This is a genomic window from Paraburkholderia tropica (assembly GCF_900109265.1).
Taxonomy (GTDB): domain Bacteria; phylum Pseudomonadota; class Gammaproteobacteria; order Burkholderiales; family Burkholderiaceae; genus Paraburkholderia; species Paraburkholderia tropica.
The window spans coordinates 340,721-365,032 of sequence record NZ_FNZM01000005.1; the positions used below are offsets into that span (position 1 = coordinate 340,721).

At 66.8% G+C, this 24,312-nt stretch carries 20 protein-coding genes; 9 read left to right on the forward strand and 11 right to left on the reverse strand.

Annotation, left to right across the window (positions count from 1 at the left end; genetic code table 11):
* Positions 1–21 precede the first annotated feature (21 nt).
* The 3 genes from BMY06_RS10360 to BMY06_RS10370 form a co-directional block, all read right to left on the reverse strand.
* Entirely contained in the window at positions 22–723 is a 702-nt protein-coding gene (locus tag BMY06_RS10360; RefSeq protein WP_074982938.1) for a DUF484 family protein, read from the reverse strand.
* A gap of 131 nt (positions 724–854) precedes the next feature.
* A complete protein-coding gene (gene dapF, locus BMY06_RS10365; RefSeq protein ID WP_065061887.1) occupies positions 855–1,721 on the reverse strand; it encodes a diaminopimelate epimerase in 867 nt (288 codons plus the stop codon).
* A 60-nt stretch (positions 1,722–1,781) separates the two neighbouring features.
* A complete protein-coding gene (locus tag BMY06_RS10370; RefSeq protein WP_065061889.1) occupies positions 1,782–2,669 on the reverse strand; it encodes a lipid A biosynthesis lauroyl acyltransferase in 888 nt (295 codons plus the stop codon).
* Positions 2,670–2,937: 268 nt separating this feature from the next.
* Here BMY06_RS10370 and metK point away from each other — a divergent pair, with 268 nt between their 5' ends.
* The gene (gene metK, locus BMY06_RS10375; RefSeq protein WP_065061891.1) at positions 2,938–4,125 is read left to right on the forward strand and encodes a methionine adenosyltransferase; all 1,188 of its coding nucleotides are present in this window, start codon (positions 2,938–2,940) and stop codon (positions 4,123–4,125) included.
* Between the two features lie 103 nt (positions 4,126–4,228).
* Here metK and BMY06_RS10380 read toward each other — a convergent pair whose 3' ends face one another.
* Entirely contained in the window at positions 4,229–4,585 is a 357-nt protein-coding gene (locus BMY06_RS10380; protein WP_065061893.1) for a hypothetical protein, read from the reverse strand.
* Between the two features lie 569 nt (positions 4,586–5,154).
* Between BMY06_RS10380 and BMY06_RS10385 the strand changes: the two genes are divergently transcribed.
* Positions 5,155–5,919, forward strand: a complete 765-nt coding sequence (locus tag BMY06_RS10385; RefSeq protein ID WP_065061895.1) for a phytanoyl-CoA dioxygenase family protein — start codon at positions 5,155–5,157, stop codon at positions 5,917–5,919.
* An 86-nt stretch (positions 5,920–6,005) separates the two neighbouring features.
* Here the strand turns inward: BMY06_RS10385 and BMY06_RS10390 are convergent, their stop codons facing one another.
* Positions 6,006–6,212, reverse strand: coding sequence for a DUF3185 family protein (locus BMY06_RS10390; RefSeq protein ID WP_065061896.1), 207 nt, complete (start codon positions 6,210–6,212; stop codon positions 6,006–6,008).
* A 228-nt stretch (positions 6,213–6,440) separates the two neighbouring features.
* Between BMY06_RS10390 and mgrA the strand changes: the two genes are divergently transcribed.
* The gene (gene mgrA / locus BMY06_RS10395) at positions 6,441–7,484 is read left to right on the forward strand and encodes an L-glyceraldehyde 3-phosphate reductase (RefSeq protein ID WP_065061899.1); all 1,044 of its coding nucleotides are present in this window, start codon (positions 6,441–6,443) and stop codon (positions 7,482–7,484) included.
* 188 nt (positions 7,485–7,672) lie between these two features.
* Positions 7,673–8,758 (forward strand): fatty acid desaturase family protein, encoded by a 1,086-nt coding sequence (locus BMY06_RS10400; protein ID WP_080180595.1) that lies wholly within the window; start codon positions 7,673–7,675, stop codon positions 8,756–8,758.
* 166 nt (positions 8,759–8,924) lie between these two features.
* Here the strand turns inward: BMY06_RS10400 and BMY06_RS10405 are convergent, their stop codons facing one another.
* The 5 genes from BMY06_RS10405 to BMY06_RS10425 all read right to left on the reverse strand — a co-directional run bounded on the left by BMY06_RS10405 (position 8,925) and on the right by BMY06_RS10425 (position 16,911).
* Positions 8,925–9,110 carry a hypothetical protein gene (locus BMY06_RS10405; protein WP_065061901.1) on the reverse strand — a complete coding sequence of 62 codons (186 nt, stop codon included), beginning with the start codon at positions 9,108–9,110 and terminating at the stop codon, positions 8,925–8,927.
* A gap of 377 nt (positions 9,111–9,487) precedes the next feature.
* Positions 9,488–10,756 (reverse strand): MFS transporter, encoded by a 1,269-nt coding sequence (locus BMY06_RS10410; RefSeq protein ID WP_074982940.1) that lies wholly within the window; start codon positions 10,754–10,756, stop codon positions 9,488–9,490.
* Between the two features lie 108 nt (positions 10,757–10,864).
* The gene (locus BMY06_RS10415) at positions 10,865–12,487 is read right to left on the reverse strand and encodes an efflux transporter outer membrane subunit (RefSeq protein WP_074982942.1); all 1,623 of its coding nucleotides are present in this window, start codon (positions 12,485–12,487) and stop codon (positions 10,865–10,867) included.
* On the reverse strand, positions 12,484–13,701 hold the full coding sequence (locus BMY06_RS10420; RefSeq protein ID WP_074982943.1) for an efflux RND transporter periplasmic adaptor subunit: 1,218 nt from the start codon (positions 13,699–13,701) through the stop codon (positions 12,484–12,486). Before BMY06_RS10420 ends, BMY06_RS10415 begins: the two co-directional genes overlap by 4 nt.
* A gap of 36 nt (positions 13,702–13,737) precedes the next feature.
* Positions 13,738–16,911 carry an efflux RND transporter permease subunit gene (locus BMY06_RS10425; protein ID WP_074982945.1) on the reverse strand — a complete coding sequence of 1,058 codons (3,174 nt, stop codon included), beginning with the start codon at positions 16,909–16,911 and terminating at the stop codon, positions 13,738–13,740.
* Positions 16,912–17,748: 837 nt separating this feature from the next.
* Between BMY06_RS10425 and BMY06_RS10430 the strand changes: the two genes are divergently transcribed.
* Both BMY06_RS10430 and BMY06_RS10435 read left to right on the forward strand, forming a co-directional pair.
* Entirely contained in the window at positions 17,749–17,961 is a 213-nt protein-coding gene (locus tag BMY06_RS10430) for a hypothetical protein (protein WP_065061911.1), read from the forward strand.
* A gap of 247 nt (positions 17,962–18,208) precedes the next feature.
* Positions 18,209–19,261: a serine/threonine protein kinase gene (locus BMY06_RS10435; protein ID WP_074983025.1), complete on the forward strand. Its 1,053-nt coding sequence runs from the start codon at positions 18,209–18,211 to the stop codon at positions 19,259–19,261.
* A gap of 9 nt (positions 19,262–19,270) precedes the next feature.
* Here the strand turns inward: BMY06_RS10435 and BMY06_RS10440 are convergent, their stop codons facing one another.
* On the reverse strand, positions 19,271–21,238 hold the full coding sequence (locus BMY06_RS10440; RefSeq protein WP_173816883.1) for a DUF3857 domain-containing transglutaminase family protein: 1,968 nt from the start codon (positions 21,236–21,238) through the stop codon (positions 19,271–19,273).
* A 308-nt stretch (positions 21,239–21,546) separates the two neighbouring features.
* Here BMY06_RS10440 and BMY06_RS10445 point away from each other — a divergent pair, with 308 nt between their 5' ends.
* The 3 genes from BMY06_RS10445 to BMY06_RS10455 all read left to right on the forward strand — a co-directional run bounded on the left by BMY06_RS10445 (position 21,547) and on the right by BMY06_RS10455 (position 24,164).
* The gene (locus BMY06_RS10445; RefSeq protein WP_074983028.1) at positions 21,547–22,269 is read left to right on the forward strand and encodes a PepSY-associated TM helix domain-containing protein; all 723 of its coding nucleotides are present in this window, start codon (positions 21,547–21,549) and stop codon (positions 22,267–22,269) included.
* 344 nt (positions 22,270–22,613) lie between these two features.
* Positions 22,614–24,017, forward strand: coding sequence for an L-lactate MFS transporter (locus tag BMY06_RS10450; RefSeq protein ID WP_065061913.1), 1,404 nt, complete (start codon positions 22,614–22,616; stop codon positions 24,015–24,017).
* Positions 24,018–24,029: 12 nt separating this feature from the next.
* On the forward strand, positions 24,030–24,164 hold the full coding sequence (locus BMY06_RS10455; protein WP_065061915.1) for an MFS transporter small subunit: 135 nt from the start codon (positions 24,030–24,032) through the stop codon (positions 24,162–24,164).
* The last annotated feature ends 148 nt before the right edge of the window (positions 24,165–24,312 follow it).

Here is a 24,312-nt window from a genome sequence, read left to right on the forward strand (position 1 = left end):
TGCGAATTCAGTGCGGCTGCGTCAGTGCGGCAGCAGGCGCGAGAGCGCCGCGCTCGCGAGCGTGCCGATCTGGCGCAGGAAATCGGTGGCCATGCCGTCGTGGAAGCGGCGCGGATCGGGCGAGCCGAGCACGATCAGCCCGAACGCGTCGCCGCTCGGGTCGCCTTCCTCGTCGTTCGCGCGGCGGCGCAGCGCGACGATCGCGACCGACTGCGTCGGCTGCTCCTCGCCTTCGGCGCCCGGCGCGGCGGCGAGCCACTGCGCGGCTTCGAAGCCGGTGTTCGCGCCGCAATACGGCACGTCGAGGCTGTTGGCGAACAGGCGCACTTCCTCGCCCGTGTGCTTCGCGAAGTCCGCTTGCGCATAGGCGTCGGCGACGTCCCAGACGCGCAGGGCCGCGAGCGGCACGTCGAATTCGGCGCGCAATTGCCCGGCGATCGTGCGCGGCAGCGCATGCGGATCGCGCTCGGCGACCACCTGCGAAGTCCAGCGCACGAAGCGCGCGGCGATGCCGTCGTTCTCGTGGCCGTAGCGCAGCAGCTCGGCGAGGCGCAGTTCGAGGTGCTTGTTCTTTTCGCGCAGCATTTCCATCTGGCGCTCCTGCAGCGACACGGCGGCCTTGCCGTGCGGATTGCCGAGCTTGATCGTCGCCAGCAGTTCGGCGTGCTCGACGAAGAAATCGGGGTGGGCGAGCAGGTAGTCGGCGACTTCGCGATCGTTCATGTTGTAGACGCTTTCGGTGAAGAAGCGGCGCGCGGCGGCGCGCCATGCGTGATGCGATGCTGCGGTGCTTCTGATGTGTACTGCCGATGGGTGTTGCGTGTGCCGCAGTGGCTCGGGCGGCCCGAGCCGACTCAGACCGTCAGCTCGATCTCGCCTTCGAAGACGGTCGTGGCCGGACCGGCCATGAAGAGCGATGCGTTTTCGTCGCGCGCGCCGTCCCAGTCGATCGTGAGCGTGCCGCCGTGCGTGTGCACCTTCACGGGCGTATCGAGCAGACCGCGGCGAATGCCCGCCGCCACCGCCGCGCACGCACCCGTGCCGCACGCGAGCGTTTCGCCCGCGCTGCGCTCGAACACGCGCAGACGCACTTCGGTGCGCGACACGATTTCCATGAAACCGGCGTTGACCTTGTTCGGGAAGCGCGCATGCGTTTCGACGAGCGGACCTTCCGTGAGCACCGGATACGCCTCGACGTCATCGACGACCTGCACCGCATGGGGATTGCCCATCGACACGGCCGAGATCCAGCGCGTCTCGCCGTTCACGTCGATCGGCCAGAGCGTGTCGTTGCCTTCGCGGCGGCCTTCGAGACCGCTCGCGTCGAACGGCAGACGCGCCGGTTCGAACACCGGGCTGCCCATGTCGACCACGACTTCGCCGTTCGGCTGCATGGCGGGCGAGATGATGCCGTTCTGCACCTGCACGCGGATGCGGTCCGCCGTGGTGAGCTTGCGATCGCGCACGAATTTCACGAAGCAGCGCGCGCCGTTGCCGCAATGCTCGACCTCGCCGCCGTCGCAATTGAAGATGCGATAGCGGAAGTCGACGCCGTCGACGGTCGGCTTTTCGACCAGCAGCAACTGATCGGCGCCGACGCCGAAGTGGCGGTCGGCGAGCGCGCGCACGCGCTCGGGCGTGAGCGCGAGGTCTTCGCTGTAGCCGTCGAGCACGACGAAGTCGTTGCCCGCGCCGTGCATCTTGGTGAATTTGAGTTTCATGCCGTTATTGTAAGCGACGCGCGGACCCGCGCCCGCGCGCCTTCGGTCGTGGCGAGACGCTTACGAGTAGACGCTCGGTTCGCCGGGCGGCCGCGTCTTGAAGCGCTTGTGCACCCAGTAATACTGCTCGGGAATGCGCGGAATCTGCTCTTCGAGGAAGGCGTTCATGCGGCGCGCGTCTTCCTCGTCGTTGCCGGTCGGGTAATTGTCCCAAGGTTTGAAGATTTTCAGCCGATAACCTTTGTAATTGGGCAGCACCTCGCCGATGAACGGCACGACCTGCGCATGGCCCACTTTCGCGAGACGCCCGACCGCCGTGAGCGTGCACGCGGGCACGCCGAAGAAGGGCACGAAGGTGGAATTGCGCATGCCGTAGTCCATGTCGGCGCCGAGCATCACGGGCTTGCGGTCGCGCAGCCAGCGCAGCACGGCGCGCGCGCTGTCCGCGCGGCTGACCATTTCGGCGCCGAAGCGGCTGCGGCCGGCTTTCGCGGCGGCTTCGAACTCGGGGTTCGAGAACGGCTGATACAGCGAGCCGCACGGGCGATGCAGCGAGTAGTTCAGGAACATCGACCCCGCCTCGATCCCCACGAAATGCAGGCCGAGGAACAGCGTGGGCGGCAGATCGGGATCGGTGAGATCGACTTCGCTGTCGAGCTGGATCAGCTTTTCGAGCTTCTTCGCCGAGCCGAACCACTGCACGCTGCGCTCCATATAGCTGCGGATGGCCTGGCGGAAATGCTTGCCCGCCACGTCCTCGCGCTTCTCGTCGCTCCACTCGGGGAAGCACAGGCGCAGATTGGTGTGCACGACGCGCTTGCGGCGGCTCGGGATCTGATAAAGCAGCCAGCCGAGGCCGTCGCCGAGGCGCGCGACGAAGCCATAGGGCAAGATCGCGAACAGCTTGAGCAGGCCGATGGCGAAACGGGAGCCTAGCTTGCCGAGCATGATGCGGCTCCCAAGACTGGCGTAAACGAACTGGAGAAGGCGATTGACAACACGCGCGGCGACTCTGCGACAAATTAGGGAAGTCGCTATAATACGGGCTTCGCCGAGTTAACTGACAACTTGCGGGGCGAAGCCGGTTTGCCGCACATCGTTCTTTTCGACCGATCTGCAGGCGCGCCGGTCTGGTAATCCGCTAAAGCGTCGCCGCTTCGAGGCCCGAAGCTGGCAACGTGAGTACCACCGTCACCAGCTACAAGGAGCCTTACACGTGGCAAACGATTATTTCTTCACCTCCGAATCCGTTTCGGAAGGCCATCCGGACAAGGTCGCCGACCAGATCTCGGACGCGATTCTCGACGCCATCCTTACGCAAGACAAATACTCGCGCGTTGCAGCGGAAACGCTCTGCAACACGGGTCTCGTCGTGCTCGCCGGTGAAATCACCACCACGGCCAACGTCGATTACATCCAGGTCGCGCGCGACACGATCAAGCGCATCGGCTACGACAACACCGACTACGGCATCGACTACCGCGGCTGCGCGGTGCTCGTCGCCTACGACAAGCAGTCGCCGGACATCGCCCAGGGCGTGGACCGCGCGCACGACAACAACCTCGATCAAGGCGCCGGCGACCAGGGCCTGATGTTCGGTTATGCATGCGACGAAACGCCCGAGCTGATGCCGCTGCCGATCCACCTTTCGCACCGTCTGGTCGAGCGCCAGTCGAACCTGCGCCGCGACGGCCGTCTGCCCTGGCTGCGTCCGGACGCGAAGTCGCAGGTCACCGTGCGCTACGTCGACGGCAAGCCGCACGCGATCGACACGGTCGTGCTGTCCACGCAGCACTCGCCGGACATCGACCTCGGCACGCTGCGCGAAGCCGTGATCGAAGAAGTCATCAAGCCGGTCCTGCCGGCCGACCTGATCAAGGGCGACATCAAGTTCCTCGTGAACCCGACCGGCCGTTTCGTGATCGGTGGCCCGCAAGGCGACTGCGGTCTCACGGGCCGCAAGATCATCGTCGACACGTACGGCGGCGCAGCTCCGCACGGCGGCGGCGCGTTCTCGGGCAAGGATCCGTCGAAGGTCGACCGTTCGGCTGCCTACGCCGGCCGTTACGTCGCGAAGAACATCGTGGCCGCCGGCCTCGCGTCGCGCTGCCTGATTCAGGTCTCGTACGCGATCGGCGTGGCCGAGCCGACCTCGGTCATGGTCAACACGTTCGGCACCGGCAAGGTTTCGGACGCGACCATCACGAAGCTCGTGCGCGAACACTTCGACCTGCGTCCGAAGGGCATCATCCAGATGCTCGACCTGCTGCGTCCGATCTACGAAAAGACCGCTGCTTACGGCCACTTCGGCCGCGAAGAGCCGGAATTCTCGTGGGAAGCCACCGACAAGGCGCTCGCGCTGGCTGAAGCCGCCGGCACGGAACCCGTCGTCGCGCTGGCGTAAGCACGCTGCGTCGTGCGATGCCGCTCGCGCGGCGTCGCACGCGCCATGAAAAACCCCGCAGGGCTCGCGCCCGTGCGGGGTTTTGTTTTTCTGCGCGTGTCTTTTAACGCATCGCGAAACCGAACCAGCCTTCGCTGCTCGCGCCCATGCGGCGCGGCCGGCGCGTGTTGCGCGCCGTATGGACGGTCGAGGGCGCGGCGAGCGTGCGCAGCGTCGTGTTCGGACGATAGAGCAGCGTGCGCAGCGAGAAGTGGCGCGAACCGGCGCGCTGACGCAGCACCGAGAAGAACGCGTGGAACCAGGCGCGCATACCGTCGACGGGGCGCGCTTCACGCACGTGCTGGGCGAGCGCGTGCGTGCGTGCGGCGTGATGGCGCAGCGCGCGGACGACATGACGGCGGGGGCGCGCGGCCTTCAGTGCGGCGCGAGTCATACGGCGAGTATCGAAAAGGGTATGCATGGCGTGTGCGGAATCGGGTTCGGTGTGCGCCTCGCGCGACGTGATGCTTCGAGCACCAAACGTGCCTGTTTGCAGGGAAGTCACGATAGCGGAATTCGCGCGGCGAGACGCTGGGCGTGCGCAAGGCGAAAGAGTGAGCGCGGGGATCGGCCCGAAGAGGCGAGCGCCTTGCTGGGCAAGGTCTGGCTGGCGGTCCGTCCGCGCATTGGAGGTGAAGTGCGATGAAACTGCATGCGCGCAGACTACACGCGAATCGTGACGCCAGAAAGTCGGTTAATACCCGCGTGTGCTCAATAAAGAGGCATGTCATCGCGCCCTTTCTCGCCATCGCGGTGCGCGTGCGCCATCGGCGTGCTCCGGATACGTTCGCCGCCGGCGCGGGATTGCGCACGCACTCATATCATCCGGATGGCTAACGCTTGTCTCCGCCCGAGCCCGCACGCTTTACAATCGAGCGAACGGCGCAGGCTCGGGCAAACAGGCCTCGGGGCGCCGCTGCTGCGCGCCTCGCGCGTCATCGGAGCCGCTTCGGTGCGCAGCCTTCGCAGGCCTCGAATAACGGAAGTCTCATGTCAGTTCAGTCAAAGAAAGAACAGGTGCAGGCGCTGCGCGAGCGCGGCTTCGTGGTCGTGCCGGGCCTCGTCGCGCCCGAGCGTTGCGACGAGATCAAGCGCATCGCGCAGGAGCAGTTGAAGGCCGCGCAGGCGCCGGTCGAATTCGAAGCCGACCTGCGTTATCCGGGCGCGCCCGACTCGAAAGATGCGCCGGGCGGTCATACGGTGCGGCGGCTGCTCGACGCTTATGGGCGTCATCCGCAATTCGCTTCGTGGGCCACGTCGCCGGAAATCGCGGGCTGGATGGAGCTGTATTTCGGCGAGGAGCCGATGCTCTCGCGCGTGCATCACAACTGCATGATGACCAAGCATCCCGCGTACGGCAGCCTCACGGGCTGGCATCGCGACGTGCGCTACTGGTCGTTCGAGCGCGACGACCTCGTTTCCGTGTGGCTCGCGCTCGGGCCGGAAACGGTCGAGAACGGCGGCCTGTGGTTCGTGCCGGGCTCGCATACGGCGCCGTTCACGTCGTCGAGCTTCGACGCCGCCAAGTTCTTCCGCTCCGACGTGCCGGAGAATCAGGCGTGGATCGAGCAGGCCATGTCGCCCACGCTGCAAAAGGGCGACGTGGTGTTCTTCCACTGCAACACGCTGCATTCGGCCGGTCAGAACCAGAGCAACGACGTGAAGTTCTCGCTCGTCTACACCTACCACGGCGCGAGCAACGTGCCGCTGCCGGGTTCGCGCTCGGCCTCGAAGCCCGAGGTCAAGCTGGTTTGACGGTGCAGGTTCGACGATAAAGGGCGCGCGCGTCACGCATCGCGCCCTTCGTGAAACAGACGTGCCGCCGATGTAAAGCCGATGCGCTAGCGGCGGCGGCCGCTGAGCGCGAGACCGGTGAGGCCCGCAATGGTCGCGGCCACGCCGGCCACGATCAACGTCATCGTGCGGTCGGTGGGCGCGCCCGTCACGAGGCGCGAAACGTCGTTCGAGAACGAGTGAAACGACTGGCCGCCGAAGTAGAGCAGCACCACGCCGCAGGCGATCAGCGCGAACGAAACCGCTTTCATCATAAGAGACCTCCCGGGGTTGGACGGACGCCGCAGTGTAGGCGAGCCGCGCTTTGGCGTCCATGTTCGCATCCCACATGATGGGCCTCTGCACGCATCGCGCGGATTGGCTAACATGGCAGCCCGCGCGGCGTATCGAGCGGGCGCAAACCGCTGCTGGAGCGGCATTCGCGTGTATCGAGCGCCGCCGCCGGACTTCCTGAAAACCTGTTCTCGTCGAGGATTCAAACGATGGCCTACGAAGCAGCTGCTGAACGCTATTCGGAGATGCAATACCGCTTTTGCGGCAAGTCGGGACTCAAGCTGCCGGCGCTCTCGCTCGGCCTGTGGCACAACTTCGGCGACACCACGCCGATTTCGACGCAGCGTGACATTCTGCGTACGGCCTTCGATCTCGGCATCACGCACTTCGACCTCGCGAACAATTACGGCCCGCCGTACGGCAGCGCCGAAACCAATTTCGGCCGTATTTTCAAGGACGATTTCCGTCCGTACCGCGACGAGCTGCTGATCTCGTCGAAGGCCGGCTGGGACATGTGGCCGGGTCCGTACGGCCAGGGCGGCGGCTCGCGCAAGTACGTGCTCGCGAGCCTCGACCAGAGCCTGCAGCGCATGGGCCTTGATTACGTCGACATCTTCTACTCGCACCGTTTCGATGTGGAAACGCCGCTCGAAGAAACCGCCGGCGCGCTCGCCACGGCCGTGCAGCAGGGCAAGGCGCTGTACGTGGGCATTTCGTCGTATTCGGCGCAGAAGACGCGTGAAATGGCGAAACTGCTGGCCGAGTACAAGGTGCCGCTGCTGATTCATCAGCCGTCGTACAACCTGCTCAACCGCTGGATCGAGCACGATCTGCTCGACACGCTCGAAGACATCGGCACGGGCAGCATCGCGTTCACGCCGCTCGCGCAGGGCCTGCTCACGAACAAGTATCTGAACGGCGTGCCGGAAGATGCGCGCGTGAACCGTCCGGGCGGCGGTTCGCTCAAGAGCGAGCATCTGAGCGCGCAGAACATCGAGCACGTGCGCAAGCTCAACGAACTCGCGCAGCGTCGCGGCCAGAGCCTCGCGCAGATGGCGATCGCCTGGACGCTGCGCGGCGGCCGCGTGACCTCGGCGCTGATCGGCGCGAGCCGCGCGGAGCAGGTGCGCGAGAACGTGGCGGCGCTGAAGAACATCGAGTTTTCGGCCGAAGAGCTGGCCGAGATTGATCGTTTCGCGACCGAAGGCGGCGTGAATCTGTGGGAAAAGCCGTCGACCGATCAGCACATCTGATCGCGCGCGTCCGGTGTGCGGACGCGTGAAGATGGACGCCCGACGCCTCGCTTCATGCGAGGCGTTTTTTATTCGGCATCAACGTTGTCATGCGCGGTGACAGGCCTTGCGACGCCGAAGGCTGCGCGTCCTGGGGCTGTCACGGAGCGCTGCTAACGTCGCGGCAGTCTTTGCACTGAGGATTGCCGATGGAGTCGACGAGCGCCGTTCGTACCCTGGGCGAGGCAGTGTCCGCACCGCCTGCCGCTGCGCCGCGCGCGTCCGCCGGCACGGCAGGCCGCCGCATGCCCGGGCGCACACCCGCACGCAAACCCGATCTGCGCGCCAACACCGCGCTCATCGCCGTCGCCACGCTTGCGCTCGCGTATCAACTGTTCGGTTTGCCACTGCTGTTGCGCGCGGCGGGCGGCCCGACTTTCGCGCTGATGGCGTCGCTCGTGCCGGTCGTGCTCGCCACGCCGATCCACTGGGGATTGATTCACGAAGGCATCCACGGGCAATTGCTGCGCTCGCGACGCGCGAACGAAATCGTCGCGCGCTTGCTGGCCATCGGCATGGCGATGCCGTTCGACGCCGTGCGTTTCGGACACCTGATGCATCACCGCTTCACGCGCGAGGCGTTCGATCGTCCCGACGTCGATGATGCACACGGCCCGCGCTGGCTGCGTCGCCTCGCGTGGTACGTGCGGCTGCTTGGCGGCCTGTATGTGGGCGAACTGCTCGTGCCGCTGCTCGCGTTTCTGCCAGTGCGGCTCGCGCGCACGCTCGTCGCGCGCGGCGTGGGCACGCCCGGCGAACGCGCGAGCGCCGAGGACGTTCAGGTGCAGCGTCTTTTTGTGAATCACGCGACCGATCCGCAAAAGCGCCGCCGCGCACGGCGCGACTGGCTCTGCTCGCTGGCGCTGTATGCGTGCGCGTTCGCGCTGTACGGGAAGGCGTGGCCGGTGCTGGCCGCGGCGATGTTCGCGCGCGGCTTGTGGCTGTCGCTCGCGGATAACCTGCCGCATTACGGCGTCGCGCTCGACGAGCCGGGTCGCTCGCGCGACTTTCGGGTGCCGCGCGTGATCGGCTTGATGCTGATGAATCATCATCTGCATCGGCAACATCATCTGTATCCGACGCTGCCGTGGGTCGCGCTGCCCGCGCTCGTCGCCGACCATGATGATGCGGACGATGCCGCCGCATCCGCGACGACGCGCGAGGCGTACTGGCGCGCGGCCGCGCGTCAGCTCAAGGGATTGCAGCCGGGTGTAGGGGAGTGCGGTTTGCGCTGACATGCGCGGCAAGTAGCGCGGCACGCCCAGGCGTCCGCGCATGACGGCGCGCCTGCATGCGCCTGAGCGGACTCAAGCGCACGTCAGCCACGCCAGACAACCTCGCAGACGACGCGGAACCCCCAAACGTCCGCAGTGTCCGCGCCGTTGCGCGCCGTCTGAATCGCTACATCAGCGCCGGCAACGTTTCGACCAGCGCGACCGCGACCATGGCGCCGATCAGTGCGCCGATCACGCGCAAGGTGTTGTGCCGGAATTCGGTCGCGCAGGGCAAGGCGCCGAGAAAGAGCGCGCCGGCAAGGGCCATCGGGATGATCATCACGAAATCGCCGATCGTGAAATATCCTTCCATGCTCGTCTCCTTTTTTCGTGGGGCGGCAGGCGCGGCGCGTTCAAACGGCTTTCTTCTGTCGCACGGCGTGCGGCGCTGCGGCTGCGGGCCTGAATCGAGTATAGGTGAGGCTTGCAAACGAGACGCCTCCCACGCGTGCCGCGTGTGCGCCGCCGCACGGCCGCGCAGGCCCGTGTGGCGGGACCTCGCGGCGTCGCGACGGACACCGTGCGGTGCGCGCGCGCAGCGACTTCAGGTTACGAACAGCTTTCGATTCGATGCGTGCTGCGTCGAATGTCGCTTCGAATGCAGCTTCGAATGCGCGCTCGAATGCATCCGGGCTGCGCCGTTTGATGCACCGTTGATGCACCCTCAGCCGCCCCGCCGGACCTGACCGATCAAGCCGCGCCTTCGCGTTCGCGCGCGCGCAACACGCTTGCCAGCGCCAGCCCGGCCACCAGCAGCACGGCGACCAGACCCGCGACGCCGCTCCAGCCCCAGCCGGCCCAGAAGTGGCCGCCGACCGAACCCATGATGCTCGAACCCAGGTAATAGGCCAGCAAATAGAGTGCCGCGGCCTGGCCCTTGGCTTCGCGCGCGAGCCGGCCGACCCAGCCGCTCGCGACCGCGTGGCCCGCGAAGAAGCCGATCGTCAGGCACGCGATGCCCGCGGCGATCGCGTAGAGCGGCGTGAACATCGTCAGCACGACGCCCGCGAGCATCAGCGCGAGGCTCGCGATCAGCACGCGTCCGCGACCGAAGGTGTCGGCCATGCGGCCCGACCACGGCGAGGCCACCACGCCGGTCAGGTAGACGAGGAAGATCGCGCCGATGGCCGCCTGGCTCATGCTGTACGGCGGCGCGATCAGCCGGTAGCCGATGTAGTTGTAGAGCGTGACGAAGCTGCCCATCAGCACGAAACCCATCACGAACAGCACGGGCAGGCCGGGCCGTCCGAAGTGGCGGATGAGCGCCGCGCGGTGATGCGAGAAGCCGAGCCCGCGTTTGGGCACGAAATGGCGCGACGGCGGCAGCAGCGAGCGGAACGCGAACATCGAGCAGAGCCCCAGCACGCCGATCACGGCCACGGCCACGCGCCAGCCGAACAGGTCGGTGCAGATGCCGGTGATCACGCGTCCGGCCATGCCGCCGATCGCGGTGCCGCCAACGTAGAGACCCATCGAGAGGCCGAGGCCCTCGGGATGCATTTCCTCGGCGAGCCAGGCCATCGCGACTGCGGGCACGCCGCCGAGCGCGATGCCTTCGAGCGTGCGCAGCACCAGCAATGTTTCCCAGTGGGGCACGAACGCGACGGCGAGCGTCAGCAGCGACGAGGCCGTGAGCGAGGCCGTCATCATCGCGCGTCGGCTCCAGCCTTCGGAGAAGAAGCCCGCGACGAAGATCGCGCCCGCGAGCGCGGCGGTGGAAAACGAGAGCGAGAGACTGCTTTGCGCGGGGCTCACGCCGAACGTCTGCGAGAACGCGGGCAGGAGCGGCTGGACGCAGTAGAGCAGCGAAAACGTGGCGTAGCCCGCGAACAGCAGCGCGAGACTCGCGCGCCAGAAGGCGGGGCTGCCGCGCTCGATATAGGGAAGGGTCGCGCTCGGGGAAGCGGCGGAGGCGCTGCTGGGCGCGGTCTTGCGGTCGGCGCCCGGTGATGCGGTCACGACTGGAACTCCTTGCGGAAAATGGCAAAGGCGCAACGATACGCCTGTTGCACGATCGGTGCCGCGTCGATTGGCAGCGTGGGGCGGGTTTTGCGTGCTGCGACAGCGTCAGTTGTGCGAAGGAGCGGACGAAGCAGAGGAAGAGGCCGCGTCGCTGGTTGCGCGAGCAACCGAAGCCGACGCCGAAGCCGACGCCGAAGCCGACGCCGAAGCCGACGCCGACGCCGACGCCGACGCCGACGTCGGCGCGCCCCCATCGACCGAATCCAGCGCCGCCGCGCGCCATCCGCCGCCAAGCGCCTTCACGAGCGCGACGCTCGCCGCAAGCCGCCGCCGCGCGATCGCCACCGCCTGCCGCTCGTTGGACAGTGTCGTGGTCTGCGCGACCACCACATCGAGATACGTGATCGCACCGTTCTTGTAGCGATCCTCGACGATCGCCAGCGTGCGCTTCGCGGCGTCCACCGCGCGATCCTGCGCCACGGCTTCCTGTTCGAGCACGCGCAGCGCCGCGAGGTTGTCCTCGACCTGGCCGAACGCGTCGAGCACGGTTTGCCGATACTGCGCGACGCTGGCGTCGTATTGCGCGCGCGCCTCGTCGCGCACCGCCTCGCGTCCGCCGAAGTCGAGCAGCGTGCCCGCGAGCGCCGGGCCGAGCGACCAGAAGCGTGCGGGCGCGACGAGCCATTGGCTGTAGTTCGTCGCCTCCAGACCGCCCGTCACCGCGAGCATCAGGCTCGGGAAGAACGCCGCCGTGGCCACGCCGACCTGCGCATTGGCGGCGGCCACGCGACGCTCGGCGGCGGCGATGTCGGGGCGGCGCTCCAGCAGCGTCGACGGTACGCCGGGCGGCGAGGCGAACGGTTGCGCCGAGAGCGGCGCGCCGCGCAGCACAGCGAGCGTGAACGTGGAAGGCGGCTGTCCCGTGAGAATCGCGATGGCGTGTTCGAGCTGCGCGCGCTGCACGCCGAGATCGATCGCCTGCGCCTCGGTGGTCTGCAATTGCGTCTGCGCCTGGCCGACATCGGCGTCGGTGGCGATGCCGCCGTCGTAGCGATGCTGCGTGAGCGCGAGCGACTCGCGATAGGCGGCGAGCGTGTCGTCGAGCAACTGGCGCTCGCGGTCGATGCCGCGCAGTTCGAAATAATCGGTCGCGAGTTCGGCCTGCATCGAGAGCAGCACGGCCTGCATGTCCGCGGCGCTCGCCTGCGCGTTGGCGCGCGCGCTTTCGACGCTGCGCGCGACGCGTCCCCAGACGTCGGGTTCCCAGGTGGCGTCGAGGCCCACGCTGTAGTCGTTGATCGTGCGCCCGGCCTTCGAGGTGTACGCGAGGTTCTCCGAGGTGCGCGCGCGCGAAAAGTCGCCGCCGGCGGTCACGACCGGAAAGAAGCTGGAGCGTTGCTGCGCGACGTTCGCGCGTGCCGCGCGAAAGCGCGCCTGTGCGGCCTGCACGTTCTGGTTCGCTTCGGCGACGCGGGTTTCCAGTGCGTCGAGTTCGGTGTCGCCGTAGATCTGCCACCACGCGCCGCGCGGCGCGCCGTCGGCGGGCTGCGCGAGCGCCCAGCCGGTGCCGTCGAGCGCTTTTGCGTCGGCGTCGGTTTCCTTGTAAGTGGCGGCGACCTGCGCCGTCGGCCGTACGTAGTCGGGGCCGACCTTGCAGCCGGCGACGAGCGCGCTCACGCCGACGATGCACAAGGCCCGCGCGGTGAGATCGAGAAAGCGCCGCGTCATGATCCCTCCGACTCCGAACCGGCGGGCGCGGCTTTCTTCGCGTTCGGCTCGACGATGCGCACCGGCGTGCCGTCGACGATCGAATCCTGCGGATTGACGATCACGCGCGCCTGCGCGCCGAGTCCGTCGGCGACGGCCACGCGCGTGCCGAAGTCGGTGCCGAGCGTCACCTTCACGAGCTTCACGCGATCGTTTGCATCGACGGTCGCGACCATCACGCCATGCGGCCGGAACAGAAACGCATTGCCGGGCAGCGTGAGCGGCGTCGCCGCGCCGTCGAGCGCGAAATGCACCTGCGCGTAGGCGCCGGGCAGCAGCGTGCCATCGGCGTTGTTCACGTCGACTTCGACGAGCATCGTGCGCTGCTGCGGATCGACCGCGCCCGCCGAGCGCGCAATCACGCCCGGATAGCGCGCGCCCTGCGTTTCGTTGAGCGTCAGATACGCGTGCGCGCCGGGCCGGATCTGCTGCGCGTACGCTTGCGGCACGTTCGCATAGACGCGCAGCCGGTCGGCCTGCGCCACATGAAACAGCTCCTTTTGCGGACCGCCCGAACTGCCCGCGTCGATCAGCGCGCCGACGTCCACGTTGCGCGCCGTGACGATGCCGTCGAACGGCGAGGTCACGCGCTGATACGACTGCAACTGCGTGAGCCGCGACACGTTGAAACGCGCCGCGTCGAGCGTGGCTTTTTTCGCCAGCATGTCGCCGACCTTTTCGTCGGTTTCCTGCTTCGAGACCGAGCGGTTTTGCAGCATCTGCGTCCAGCGGTCGGCGGTGGTTTTCGCGAGCGCGTAATTGGCCTCGGCGTTCGCGAGATCGGCGCGCGCCGCGCGCAACTGATCGTCCACTTCGGGCGCGTCGATTTCCGCGAGCAACTGACCCGCCTTCACATGCGCGCCGATATCGACGTACCACTTGCGCAGATAGCCGTTGGTGCGCGCGTAAATGGGCGTGTCGAGAAAGGCCTGCACGTTGCCCGGCAGCACGAGATCGAGCGCGTGTTGCGAACGCTGCGGCGAGACCACCTGCACGCTCAGCACGCTTGCATGCTGCGCGTCCTGTTCGAGCGCCGCGTGCGCGCTGTGGCGCGACCAGATGCCTTGCGCCGCGAGCGCGATCACGACGAGCGCGGCGACGGCCAGCGGCCAGCGGCGCGTGCGGCGATGTTCGCGAGGTTCACGAGAATCGGGAGGCGGCGCGTCAGCGTGCATGATCGGTCGGCGTGAAAGTGAGAAGGGGAGAAGTCGTCATGGTTTCGGTACGACGTGTTCGATGGCGCGCTGACGGCGCGCGGCGAGCTTGCGATAGACGAGCGAGAACACCACGGGCACGAACACCAGCGTCGCGAGCGTGCCCACGAGCAGGCCGCCGATCACGGCGCGCCCGAGCGGCGCGTTCTGTTCGCCGCCTTCGCCGAGCCCGAGCGCCATCGGCACCATGCCGATCACCATCGCGAGCGCGGTCATCAACACGGGACGAAAGCGCGTGAAGCCCGCTTCGATGGCCGCGCGCGCGGCGTCGCCATGTTCGCGCAACTGCTCGCGTGCGAAGCTGATGACGAGAATCGAATTCGCAGTGGCGATGCCGATACACATGATCGCGCCCGTGAGCGCGGGAATGGAGAGCGTGGTGTGCGTGAGGAACAGCATCCAGACGATGCCCGCGAGCGCGCCCGGCAGCGCCGTGATGATGATGAACGGATCGAGCCACGACTGGAAATTCACCACGATCAGCAGATAGACGAGCACGATCGCGAACACGAGTCCGCCGAACAATCCGGAGAACGAGTCGTTCATCGTCTGCACCTGGCCGCGCAACTCGATGGCCGAGCCCTTGGGCAACTGGGCGCGCGAGTTGTCGATGATCCTGCGGATGTCGTCGGAGACCGCGCCGAGATCGCGGCCGTCGGCGCTGCCGTAAATATCGACGGCGGTCTGCGCGTTGTAGTGCGAGACCACGGCCTCGCCCGCCTCGCGCTGCATGCTCGCGAGCGAGCCGAGAATATTGCTGCGGCCGTTCGCGGTGAGCGGAATGTTGGCGAGCGACTGGAGCGAATCGATCGTGTATTGCGGTGCTTCCGTGACCACGTTGTAGCTCACGCCGTTCATCGGATTGAGCCAGAACGTGGGCGTGGTCTGCTGGCTGCCCGAGAGCGTGATGAGCAGATCGCTCGCGATGTCCTTCTGCGTGAAGCCCGCCTGTTGCGCGCGCGTGCGATCGACGTCGATGAAGATGCGCGGCAGGTCGGCGGGCTGCTGGATGCGCGCGTCGGCGAGACCGGGCACGCTGCGCAGCTTCGCGAGCAGGCGCGCGGCGAAGGCGCGGTTGGCGGTGGCGTCGCGGCCCGTGATCTGCACGTCGATAGGCGCGGGCATGCCGAAGTTCAGCGTCTGGCTCACGATATCGGCGGGCAGAAAGGCGAACTGCACGCCGGGGAATTCGTCGTTGAGCGTGCGGCGCAAGCTGCGCACGTAGTCCGCGGTCGGATGATGGTCTTCGTTCAGCGAGATCAGCACGTCGGCGTCCGAGGTGCCGATGGTGCCGGTGTTGCTGTACGAGAGATTGATGCCCGACACCGGCAGGCCGATGTTGTCGATGATCGAATGCAGCTCGCGCGCGGGAATCAGCGCGCGAATGCGCGCGTCGACGCGGTCGGTGAGCACCGCCGTTTCTTCCACGCGCATGCCGGTCTTCGCGCGCAGATGCAGCGCGATGGTGCCCGCATCGACTTGCGGAAAGAAGTCGCGTCCGAGGAAAGGCATCAGCAGCAGCGAGGCGCCGCAACAGGCCAGAAAGAGCGTGACGAAGCCCACGGGATGCGCGACGCGCGCCGCGAGAAACGCGCGATAACGCCCGCGCGTGCGCTCGAAGCCGCGTTCGAACGCGAGGTGCACGCGCATGAACGGATTGCGCGTGGTTTCGTGATGAAGGTCCGCGCTCTTGTGATGGCGCAGCAGGTATTTCGCGAGTGTCGGCACCAGCGTGCGCGAGAAGAAGTACGAGGCGAGCATCGCGAACACCACGGCTTCCGCGAGCGGAATGAACAGATAGTGCGCGACGCCCGTGAGCAGGAACATCGGCACGAACACGATGCAGATCGAGAGCGTGGACACCAGCGTGGGAATCGCGATCTGATGCGCGCCGTCGAGAATCGCCTGTTCGAGCGTCTTGCCCTGTTCGAGTTGCTGGCTGATGTTTTCGATGGCGACCGTTGCGTCGTCAACGAGAATGCCGACGGCGAGCGCGAGGCCGCCGAGCGTCATGATGTTGATGGTTTCGCCGAGCGCTGCGAGCGCGATGATCGAGGTGATCATCGAGAGCGGAATCGACACGGCGATGATGAGCGTCGCGCGCCAGTTGCCGAGAAACAGCAGGATCATCAGCGCGGTGAGCGCGGCGGCGATCAGCGCCTCGCGCAGCACGCCCTTGATCGAGGCGCGCACGAACAGCGACTGGTCCGCGACCGGGTCGATGTTCAGCGACGACGGCACGAGGTTGCGCAGTTGCGGCATCATCGCCTTGATGCGGTCGACGATGTCGAGCGTCGAGGTGTTGCCGCTCTTGTTGATGGTGAGCAGCGCGGCGCGCTGGCCGTCCACGCGCACGATGTTGGTCTGCGGCACGAAGCCGTCGCGCACGTGCGCCACGTCGCGAATGTAGACCGTGCCGCTCGCCGTGGTTTTCACGGGGATGTCGTTGAGGCCCGCGATGGTGTCGGGGCTCGCGTTCATCAGCACCGAATACTCGGTCGCGCCGATCTTCGCGGTGCCCGACGGCAGAATCAGATTCTGCGTGCTGATCGCGCTGACGACGTCCATCGGCGAGAGATTGTGCTGCTGCAATTCGCGCTGGTCGATGTCGACCATGATCTGCCGCTGCTTGCCGCCATACGGCAGCGGCGCGCTCGCGCCCGGCACGGTCGCGAGCTGCGTCTTGAGGAAGTTGTTGCCGTAGTCGAACAGTTCCTGCTCGGTGAGTTGCTGCGAGGACAGCGAGAGCCGCAGGATCGGCACGGTCGAGGCGTTGTAGCGCAGGATGTTCGGCGGCGTGATGCCGGGCGGCAGCTGGCGCAGTTGCGTCTGCGAGAGCGCGGTGACTTCGGCGAGCGCTTCCTGCACGTTCGCGTGCGGCTGGAAGAAGATCTTCACGATCGCGATGCCGTTGAGCGACGTCGATTCGGTGTGCTCGATGTCGTTCACGGCCACGGAAAGCCCGCGCTCGTAGTTGAGCGCGATGCGCCGCGACATCTCGTCGGCGGGCAGGCCCGTGTAGGTCCAGATGACCGAGAGCACGGGAATGTCGATGTTCGGGAAGATGTCCGTGGGCGTGCGCACGATCGTCAGCGGCCCGACGATCAACAGCAGCAACGCGAGCACGACGAACGTATACGGGCGCTTGAGTGCGAGCCGGACGATCCACATGGAACAGCGATTCCTTCGCTCAGGGCGATGCGCCGCGCCGATGCGTGCGCAGCGCGCGCGCCTGGTCCGGACGGCTTGTGTTTATCTGGTGGTGGTCCGATCGCTATCGGGGGTGGTCGGTGGCGGCTCGCCCTTGCGGCGCGCCGTTTGTCTCCTTGGGACTGGACTATAGCGCCTGCGCGCGCCCGTGTGCACCCGTGTTGCAGCCTCGCTGCATGTGGGTTTCACGCGTGGCGCACCGGCTTCGGCGGCTGGGCGCGTGCTCGCGTATGGGGCTGCGTGTGTGCTTGCGCGTGCTTGCGTGCGCTCGTGTGCGTGTTCTTTCGCGTGGACGTGTGTGCCGGCGCACTTCGCGTGCCGAACGCGAAAGGGTGGAAAGACGGGCGCCGGTTCACCATCTGGTACAGTCAGCGTCTCGTAAGTGTTGTGGGCGACGCAATCGCGCAACGCGAGACGGGTCTTCGCGACCCGGGCGGGATTCGCCGAACAGCGCCACGGAATACGCTGTATTCGACGCTGCACGAAGGCGCGCGGCGTGCGAAAGTAACAGCATGCCCGTCTGCGGCGGGCTTTGCCATTGTTCGGCCCCCCTATTTTTTTGCTTTGCGGGCGTGCCCAAACAGGCAACAATGGGGAAACCGGTTGGCCCAAAACGCGCTTGCACAGCGAATCCGAAGCTGCATGCCGTGGTGAACGCAATCGTGCATGCCGTCGTGCACGCGGGCCGTCGGAGCAGGTTGGATGCATGCGCAACCTGGTGGTGTGCGCAGCGGTTTTTGTCAGTACAGTGACCGGTCTTTCCTGCGGGAAAGCCGGCAATGGGAACGGGGAAACATCATGCAAATCGGTTCTATCGTCCGCACCGTCCATATCGCCGTGCCCAATGGGGCGCGCGGCATCGTGCAACGTATTCTCGGCGACATGGCCATGGTCACGTGGTACAGCGGCGAGCCCGGCGCGTCGAAAGAGCTCAATACCGAGCCCTTTTTTCTCGAAGATCTGATCGACACGGGCGAGCACGTCATGCCCGCCGGCGCGAAAGTCCACTGAGCGCCACTGCGCCTCGCGGGCCGATCCCCGGCCCGTCTGCGCGCGCGCCGCTGTCTGTCGCTGTCTGCCTCTGCCTGCGCGCGTTCCACGCGCGATCTACGCGAGATCTACGAAAAGGGGCTTGCCCCCGCTGCCTGCCTGGCCGTCCGGTTTAACGTTTGACTGCGCGGCCGCGCGGCAACCAAACCTTCCCAGGCCCCCACGTTTGCGGCTCGCCGCCGCGCTCCGCAAGATGCACAATGCGGGGATGAACGACGATACCTCCTTCCCCTCCGACGAGCCGCAACCGGCGGATTCGGCCGATTCGGCCCAGGCCGCACCTTACGCGCGCCTGACGCCCGAGTGCGTGCTCGACGCCGTCGACAGCGTGCTGATGCCCGCGGGCGAGCGCACCGATGGCCGCATGCTCGCGCTCAACAGCTACGAAAACCGCGTCTATCAGGTCGGCGTCGAAGACGCGCAGCCGCTGGTCGCGAAGTTCTACCGCCCGCAGCGCTGGAGCGACGAAGCGATTCTGGAGGAGCACGCCTTCGTGGCCGAACTCGCCGCGCGCGAGATTCCGGCCGTGCCCGCACGCGTGCTGGAGGGCCGTTCGCTGCATGAATTCGAGGGCTTTCGCTTCGCGCTGTTCGAACGGCGCGGCGGCCGCGCGCCCGAACTCGACCGCAGCGACGTGCTCGAATGGATCGGCCGATTCATCGGACGGATCCACGCCGTGGGCGCGACGCAGCCGTATCGCGCGCGGCCGTCCATCGACATTCAGAGCTACGGCTACGAGCCGCGCGACTGGCTGATCGAGCACGACTTCGTGCCCGCCGATGTGCGCAGCGCGTGGCAGGCCGCGATCGGGCTCGCGCTCGAAGGCGTCGAAGCGGCGTTCGAGCGCGCGGGCGACGTGCGCCAGTTGCGTCTGCATGGCGACTGCCATCCGAGCAACGTGCTCTGGACCGACGCCGGCCCGCATTTCGTCGACTTCGACGACAGCCGCATGGGTCCCGCCGTGCAGGATCTGTGGCTGCTGCTGCCCGGCGACCGCGAAGGCGCATCGCGCGCGCTCGCCGATCTGCTGGCAGGCTACGAGGATTTCAGCGAATTCGATCCGCGCGAACTGCATCTGATCGAAGCGCTGCGCACGCTGCGCCTCATCCACTATTCGGCGTGGCTCGCGCGCCGCTGGCACGATCCCGCGTTTCCGGCCGCGTTTCCGTGGTTCAACACGCAGCGCTACTGGGAAGAGCGCATTCTCGAATTGCGCGAGCAGATCGGCACGATGCAGGAAGGGCCGCTCTGGCCGGTGTGACGATCGCGCCTAGTCCGCGCCCGTTTCGGGCGTCAACAAGGGCTTCGACGCGGGCTTCACGATCAACTGCGCGCGCAGGTCGCGCGCCATCGTTTCGAAGGCCGGACGCATCTGCGTGAATTCGTCGGCGCTGCAGACGTCGCTTGCGAAATGCGTGCGTCCGGTGCGCGTCACGCGCAACACGTTCGCCTGCGCGTCGAGCCGATACTGCGAGCGGTAATCGACGAAGGCATTGCCCGCCTGTTGCGGCGACGGCACGTCGAGCACGCGCAGGCTCGCGGGCAGCGCAATGCGCGCGCGTTCGGTCATCTCCACGTTGCGGCACACGAACGGCTGCGTGCGGCGCGTCTCGCCGAGCCAGTAGCGCAGATTCGCGTCGAGCCCGCCCACGAGGCTCGTGAGCGTCGGCACCGGCGTGGTCATCTGCGGATCGACGAAGCCGTCCAGCGTGCCCGTGAGCGTGACGACGAGCGGGCCGCCCGTCGCGTCCAGCGGACTCGACGCGAGCGTGGCGCTGCCGCGCAGATTCGCGTTGCGCAATTCCCATTGCAGCGATTCCTCGCGCTGCGCGGGCGTTTGCAGACGCAGCACGCTGCGCGTCTGCTCGGCGGCCCAGCCTTCCGATTGCAGGCGATAGACGAAGCGCGCCGAGCCGTCGGCCGCCACGGTGATGTCGAGATCGCTGTCGCGCGTGGTGGTGGCGGTGGTGGGCGTGCTCATCAGCGAGCCGTCGCCGGCCAGCACGGTCTGGCGGTTCATGTCGGTCGACGGCAGATAGCCGAACTCGACGTTGCTCGCGGTGGAGTCGGCGAACATCTGCAAGCCCGGCAGCCACGTGATGACGTGATTGATCACGCCGAAGCCGGGCACGGCGGGCAGCGTGTAGATCGTGCCGCTGTTGAGGAGCGCGGGCGTGTTGCGCACGCCCACGGCGTCGAGCAGCGCGCCGTAGAGCGCCACGTGGTCCTTGCAGTCGCCGTAGCGGTTCGCGAGCACCTCGCTCACGCGATGCGGCACGATCTCGCCGCGCCCGATGTTCATCGCCACGTAGCGGATATTGCGGCGCACCCAGTCGTAAAGCGTCTGCGCTTTCGCACGTTCGGTGGCGTCGCGCGCAGTGAGCGTGCGCGCGAGCTGCACGACGACGGGGTCGCGCGCGCTCGCGTCGACGGCCGCTTCGCGATAGACGCGCGCGAACGCCGCGTAGTCGGGGAAGGTGGAGACCATCAGCCGGTCGCCGTAGCTTACGTAGGAAACCGAACCATATTCGAGGCGGCCGAAATTGCGCTTGTCGTAGCGGAATTCGTAGCGTGTGCGGCCGCGCGCGGTGACGGGTGCAATCGACGTGAAACCGCGCGCGTCGGCGTAGAGCGGCACGTTCGCGGGCAGGTCGTAGATCACGCGGAAGTTATGCGTGGGCGCCATGTCGGGCGGCGTGAAGTCGCTGAACCAGCCGGGCACGAGCGGCACGCGCTGCGTCTTGCGCCAGGTGAGATGCACGCGCGCGCCGGGCTCGACGGCGGGAAACACGATCACCTTGTCCTGCACGTCCTGGAACATCGGCGCGTCGAACGAGCGCACTTCCTGCACATCGCGGATCTGGTCGGGACGCACGTCGTGACGGCCGCCCCGGGCGTCCTCGGTCCACGCGTCGAGAATCTCGACGTGCGCCATCTCGCGGTTGAACCACACGTAATACTGGCCCGCGCGCGCGATGCCCGCTTCGGTGTTCACGCGCAGCGTGAGCGTGTCGGTCTTGGTGTAGGAGCCGTCGGCGTTGATCGTGAAGGTCTGGGTTTCCGCCTCGTTGGTGTAGGGCGCCTGCTCGGCGGCGTCGGATGCGGCGACGGTCGCGACAGTCGTCACGGTCGCCACCGCCGCGCTCGCGGCCGGTTCGAACGGCGAGCGCAATTCGGCCGCTCTCGCGCCGCCGGGCGTCGCGAGCAGGACAAGGCAAACAACGAGGACGTAGCGCATGGCGGCCTTCTGGGGGCTTCGCTGCGGTTGATGGGGGCGTGCCGGGTCGATTGTGCGTCGCCTGCTCGATGGGCTTTTTGCGCCGGCCATGCGCGTTTTTGCGCCATCCCCTCACTTAAAAGTCATGCTATTCGCTTGTCAAGCGCCGCCGCCGTCCCAGCGTGCGGACGGCCGCACGGCGGGTTTCGCGGCGGCCCGGCTTTCGAATATGTAATAATAACTATTCTCATTTGTAAGCTTGGCTGCGGCGCATGGCGCGGCGCCGTGTCTGGAGTGCTCCCGTGAATGCCCGTGTCGACGAGATCGCGATCGAATCGCCTTCCGCCCGCAATGCCGCCAATCCGTCCGCTAATGCGTCAGGTGGTGCGTCCACCAGACCGCTCGACGCTGCCGATCGCGCCGCGCGTCGCCAGCGCTCGCGCCGCGCGACTTTCATCAAATGGCTGCGCAAGGTGCACGGCTGGGTGGGCCTGTGGGGCGCGGTGCTCGGTCTGCTGTTCGGCGTGACCGGTTTCCTGCTCAACCATCGCGCGGGGCCGATGAAGATTTCGTCGGGCGCGCCGCAGGTCAAGGAGATGCAGGTGGCGCTGCCCGGGGAGCGGCCGCCGTCGCCCGAGGCGCTCGCGCACTGGCTGCAGCGCGAACTCGCCTTCGACGGCAAGCCCGGCAAGATCCGCCGCGAGAAGGCGCATCCGGTCGCGTGGGGCGACCGAAGCGTGGTGCAGCCCGAATCGTGGCAATTCGCGCTGATGGGGCCGCGCCAGAGCCTCGCCGTCGAGTACTGGGTGGGCAACAACACGGTCTCGGTGCGGCGCACGCAGAGCGCCTTCTTCGCCACGCTCAACAATCTGCACCGCGGCGTGGGCATGGGCATCGGCTGGGTGCTGTTGATGGACACCATCGCGGGCAGCCTGATCCTGCTCTCGCTGACGGGCGTGCTGCTGTGGACCGAACTGAACAAGCGCCGCACGATTGGCGTGGTGCTGGTCGCCGGATCGGTGGCCGCCGCCTTCGCCGTCGGGTTGCTTTGACGCCACGCCTCGCTAACGATTTACCCTGAGCCGCGCGATCCACGCGCGGCGCAAATATCGCGCGATTCCCGTTCACAGGGCCGCAGTCAAGCGCTTTTCTTCGCTCTCATGTCCTCCGTCATGGGCCTGTTCGGTCCATATGCACTTCTGTCTCATATTGCCAACACTCGCGCCGGGCACTAACGTTCGGGCGTGCCGAGCTTTCGGCATGTAAGCGCTTCGTGCGCGCACGCAGGAAAACCATCGCTACGGGGACCCATTCAGCGATTGCCGGCCGCCTTCGAGGCGGCGCCGGCACGTGCGCGCACGGCATGACGTATTTAGCTTCCCAAGGAGACCGACCAATGAGCAGCGTTGCGGATTCGACGCGCGGCACCGCACCCGCACCCTTCTTCTCTAAGGAGGCCACCATTGCACCGCCCGGCTTTTCGCGCTGGATGGTGCCGCCCGCCGCGCTCGCGGTGCATCTGTGCATCGGCCAGGCGTACGCCTTTTCGGTGTTCAACTCGCCGCTGACGAAAGTGATCGGCGTGACGCAGTCGTCGCCCGACGACTGGACGCTCACCTCGCTCGGCTGGATCTTCTCGCTCGCGATCGTGTTCCTCGGCCTGTCCGCCGCGTTCGGCGGCAAGTGGCTCGAACGCGTCGGCCCGCGCCGCACGATGTTCACGGCGGCCTGCTGCTTCGGCGGCGGCTTCCTCGTCTCGGCGCTCGGCGTGTATCTGCATCAGATCGTGCTGCTGTATCTCGGCTATGGCGTGATCGGCGGCATCGGGCTGGGCCTCGGTTATGTTTCGCCGGTTTCGACGCTGATTCGCTGGTTCCCGGACCGCCGCGGCATGGCGACCGGCCTCGCGATCATGGGCTTCGGCGGCGGCGCGATGATCGCCGCACCGCTCTCCGTGATGCTGATGAAGCACTTCTCGAGCGACACGAGCGTCGGCGTCGCGCAGACCTTCGTGGTGCTGGGCATCGCCTACTTCATCTCGATGACGATCGGCTCGATCGCGATCCGCGTGCCCGCGCCGGGCTGGCAGCCCGCAGGCTGGACGCCGCCCGCGACCAGCGGCAAGCTCGTTTCGCGCTCGCACGTGCATATCGACCAGGCGCTCAAGACGCCGCAGTTCTACCTGATCTGGCTGGTGCTGTTCCTGAACGTGACGGCCGGCATCGGCATTCTCGGCCAGGCCTCGGTGATGATCCAGGAAAGCTTCAAGGACACCGTGACGGCGGGTGCCGCGGCGGGCTTCGTCGGCCTGCTCTCGCTCTTCAACATGGGCGGACGTTTCGTCTGGGCCTCGGCGTCGGACTGGGTCGGCCGCAAGAACACGTACTTCATCTTCTTCGTGTTCGGCGCGGTGCTGTACTACGCGGTGCCGCAGTTCGCGCAGAGCGGCAACATCGTGTTCTTCGTGCTCGCGTACTGCCTGATCCTTTCGATGTACGGCGGCGGTTTCTCGACCGTGCCCGCGTATCTCGCGGACATGTTCGGCACGGCGTTCGTCGGCGGCATTCACGGCCGTCTGCTGACCGCGTGGGCGGCGGCGGGCGTGGCGGGTCCGGTGCTCGTGAACTACGTGCGCGCGTATCAGGTGGCGCACGGCGTGGCGAAGGCCGACGCCTACACGATGACCGTGCACATCATGGCCTCGCTGCTGGTGGTCGGTTTCATCTGCAATCTGCTGGTGCGCCGCGTCGACGAGAAGCATCACATGAGCGACGCGCAACTCGCGGCCGCCGGTAAATAAGGAGCGACCATCATGACGAATGCAGCCGTGCAAACCACGAAGTCCTCGAACAAGGCGCTGATGGCGGTGTTCTGGCTTTACGTGCTGGTGCCGCTCGTGTGGGGCGTGACGAACACGCTCGCGCAGGCGATGAAGCTGTTCGGCTAAGCCGCCAATCGGCCTGGTTTAGCGACAAGACAACGATGACAGGCGCCCGCCGAGGGCGCGCAATTCGCTGCATCCCGCAGCACTCTACGGGCCGCCGACGCAAGTCGCGGCCCGTTTTTCATGCGCGCGCCGCGGTGTCGCGCGTGCT

Bases quoted from the DNA above. Each gene is read 5' to 3' on its own strand.
- dapF (WP_065061887.1), bottom strand. From the start codon at position 1,721: ATGAAACTCAAATTCACCAAGATGCACGGCGCGGGCAACGACTTCGTC.
- BMY06_RS10370 (WP_065061889.1), bottom strand. From the start codon at position 2,669: ATGCTCGGCAAGCTAGGCTCCCGTTTCGCCATCGGCCTGCTCAAGCTG.
- BMY06_RS10385 (WP_065061895.1), top strand. From the start codon at position 5,155: ATGTCAGTTCAGTCAAAGAAAGAACAGGTGCAGGCGCTGCGCGAGCGC.
- BMY06_RS10420 (WP_074982943.1), bottom strand. From the start codon at position 13,701: ATGCACGCTGACGCGCCGCCTCCCGATTCTCGTGAACCTCGCGAACAT.
- BMY06_RS10430 (WP_065061911.1), top strand. From the start codon at position 17,749: ATGCAAATCGGTTCTATCGTCCGCACCGTCCATATCGCCGTGCCCAAT.
- BMY06_RS10455 (WP_065061915.1), top strand. From the start codon at position 24,030: ATGACGAATGCAGCCGTGCAAACCACGAAGTCCTCGAACAAGGCGCTG.
- BMY06_RS10405 (WP_065061901.1), bottom strand. From the start codon at position 9,110: ATGGAAGGATATTTCACGATCGGCGATTTCGTGATGATCATCCCGATG.
- BMY06_RS10390 (WP_065061896.1), bottom strand. From the start codon at position 6,212: ATGATGAAAGCGGTTTCGTTCGCGCTGATCGCCTGCGGCGTGGTGCTG.
- BMY06_RS10380 (WP_065061893.1), bottom strand. From the start codon at position 4,585: ATGCATACCCTTTTCGATACTCGCCGTATGACTCGCGCCGCACTGAAG.
- BMY06_RS10415 (WP_074982942.1), bottom strand. From the start codon at position 12,487: ATGACGCGGCGCTTTCTCGATCTCACCGCGCGGGCCTTGTGCATCGTC.
- BMY06_RS10425 (WP_074982945.1), bottom strand. From the start codon at position 16,911: ATGTGGATCGTCCGGCTCGCACTCAAGCGCCCGTATACGTTCGTCGTG.
- BMY06_RS10360 (WP_074982938.1), bottom strand. From the start codon at position 723: ATGAACGATCGCGAAGTCGCCGACTACCTGCTCGCCCACCCCGATTTC.
- BMY06_RS10450 (WP_065061913.1), top strand. From the start codon at position 22,614: ATGAGCAGCGTTGCGGATTCGACGCGCGGCACCGCACCCGCACCCTTC.
- BMY06_RS10440 (WP_173816883.1), bottom strand. From the start codon at position 21,238: ATGCGCTACGTCCTCGTTGTTTGCCTTGTCCTGCTCGCGACGCCCGGC.
- BMY06_RS10400 (WP_080180595.1), top strand. From the start codon at position 7,673: ATGGAGTCGACGAGCGCCGTTCGTACCCTGGGCGAGGCAGTGTCCGCA.
- mgrA (WP_065061899.1), top strand. From the start codon at position 6,441: ATGGCCTACGAAGCAGCTGCTGAACGCTATTCGGAGATGCAATACCGC.
- BMY06_RS10435 (WP_074983025.1), top strand. From the start codon at position 18,209: ATGAACGACGATACCTCCTTCCCCTCCGACGAGCCGCAACCGGCGGAT.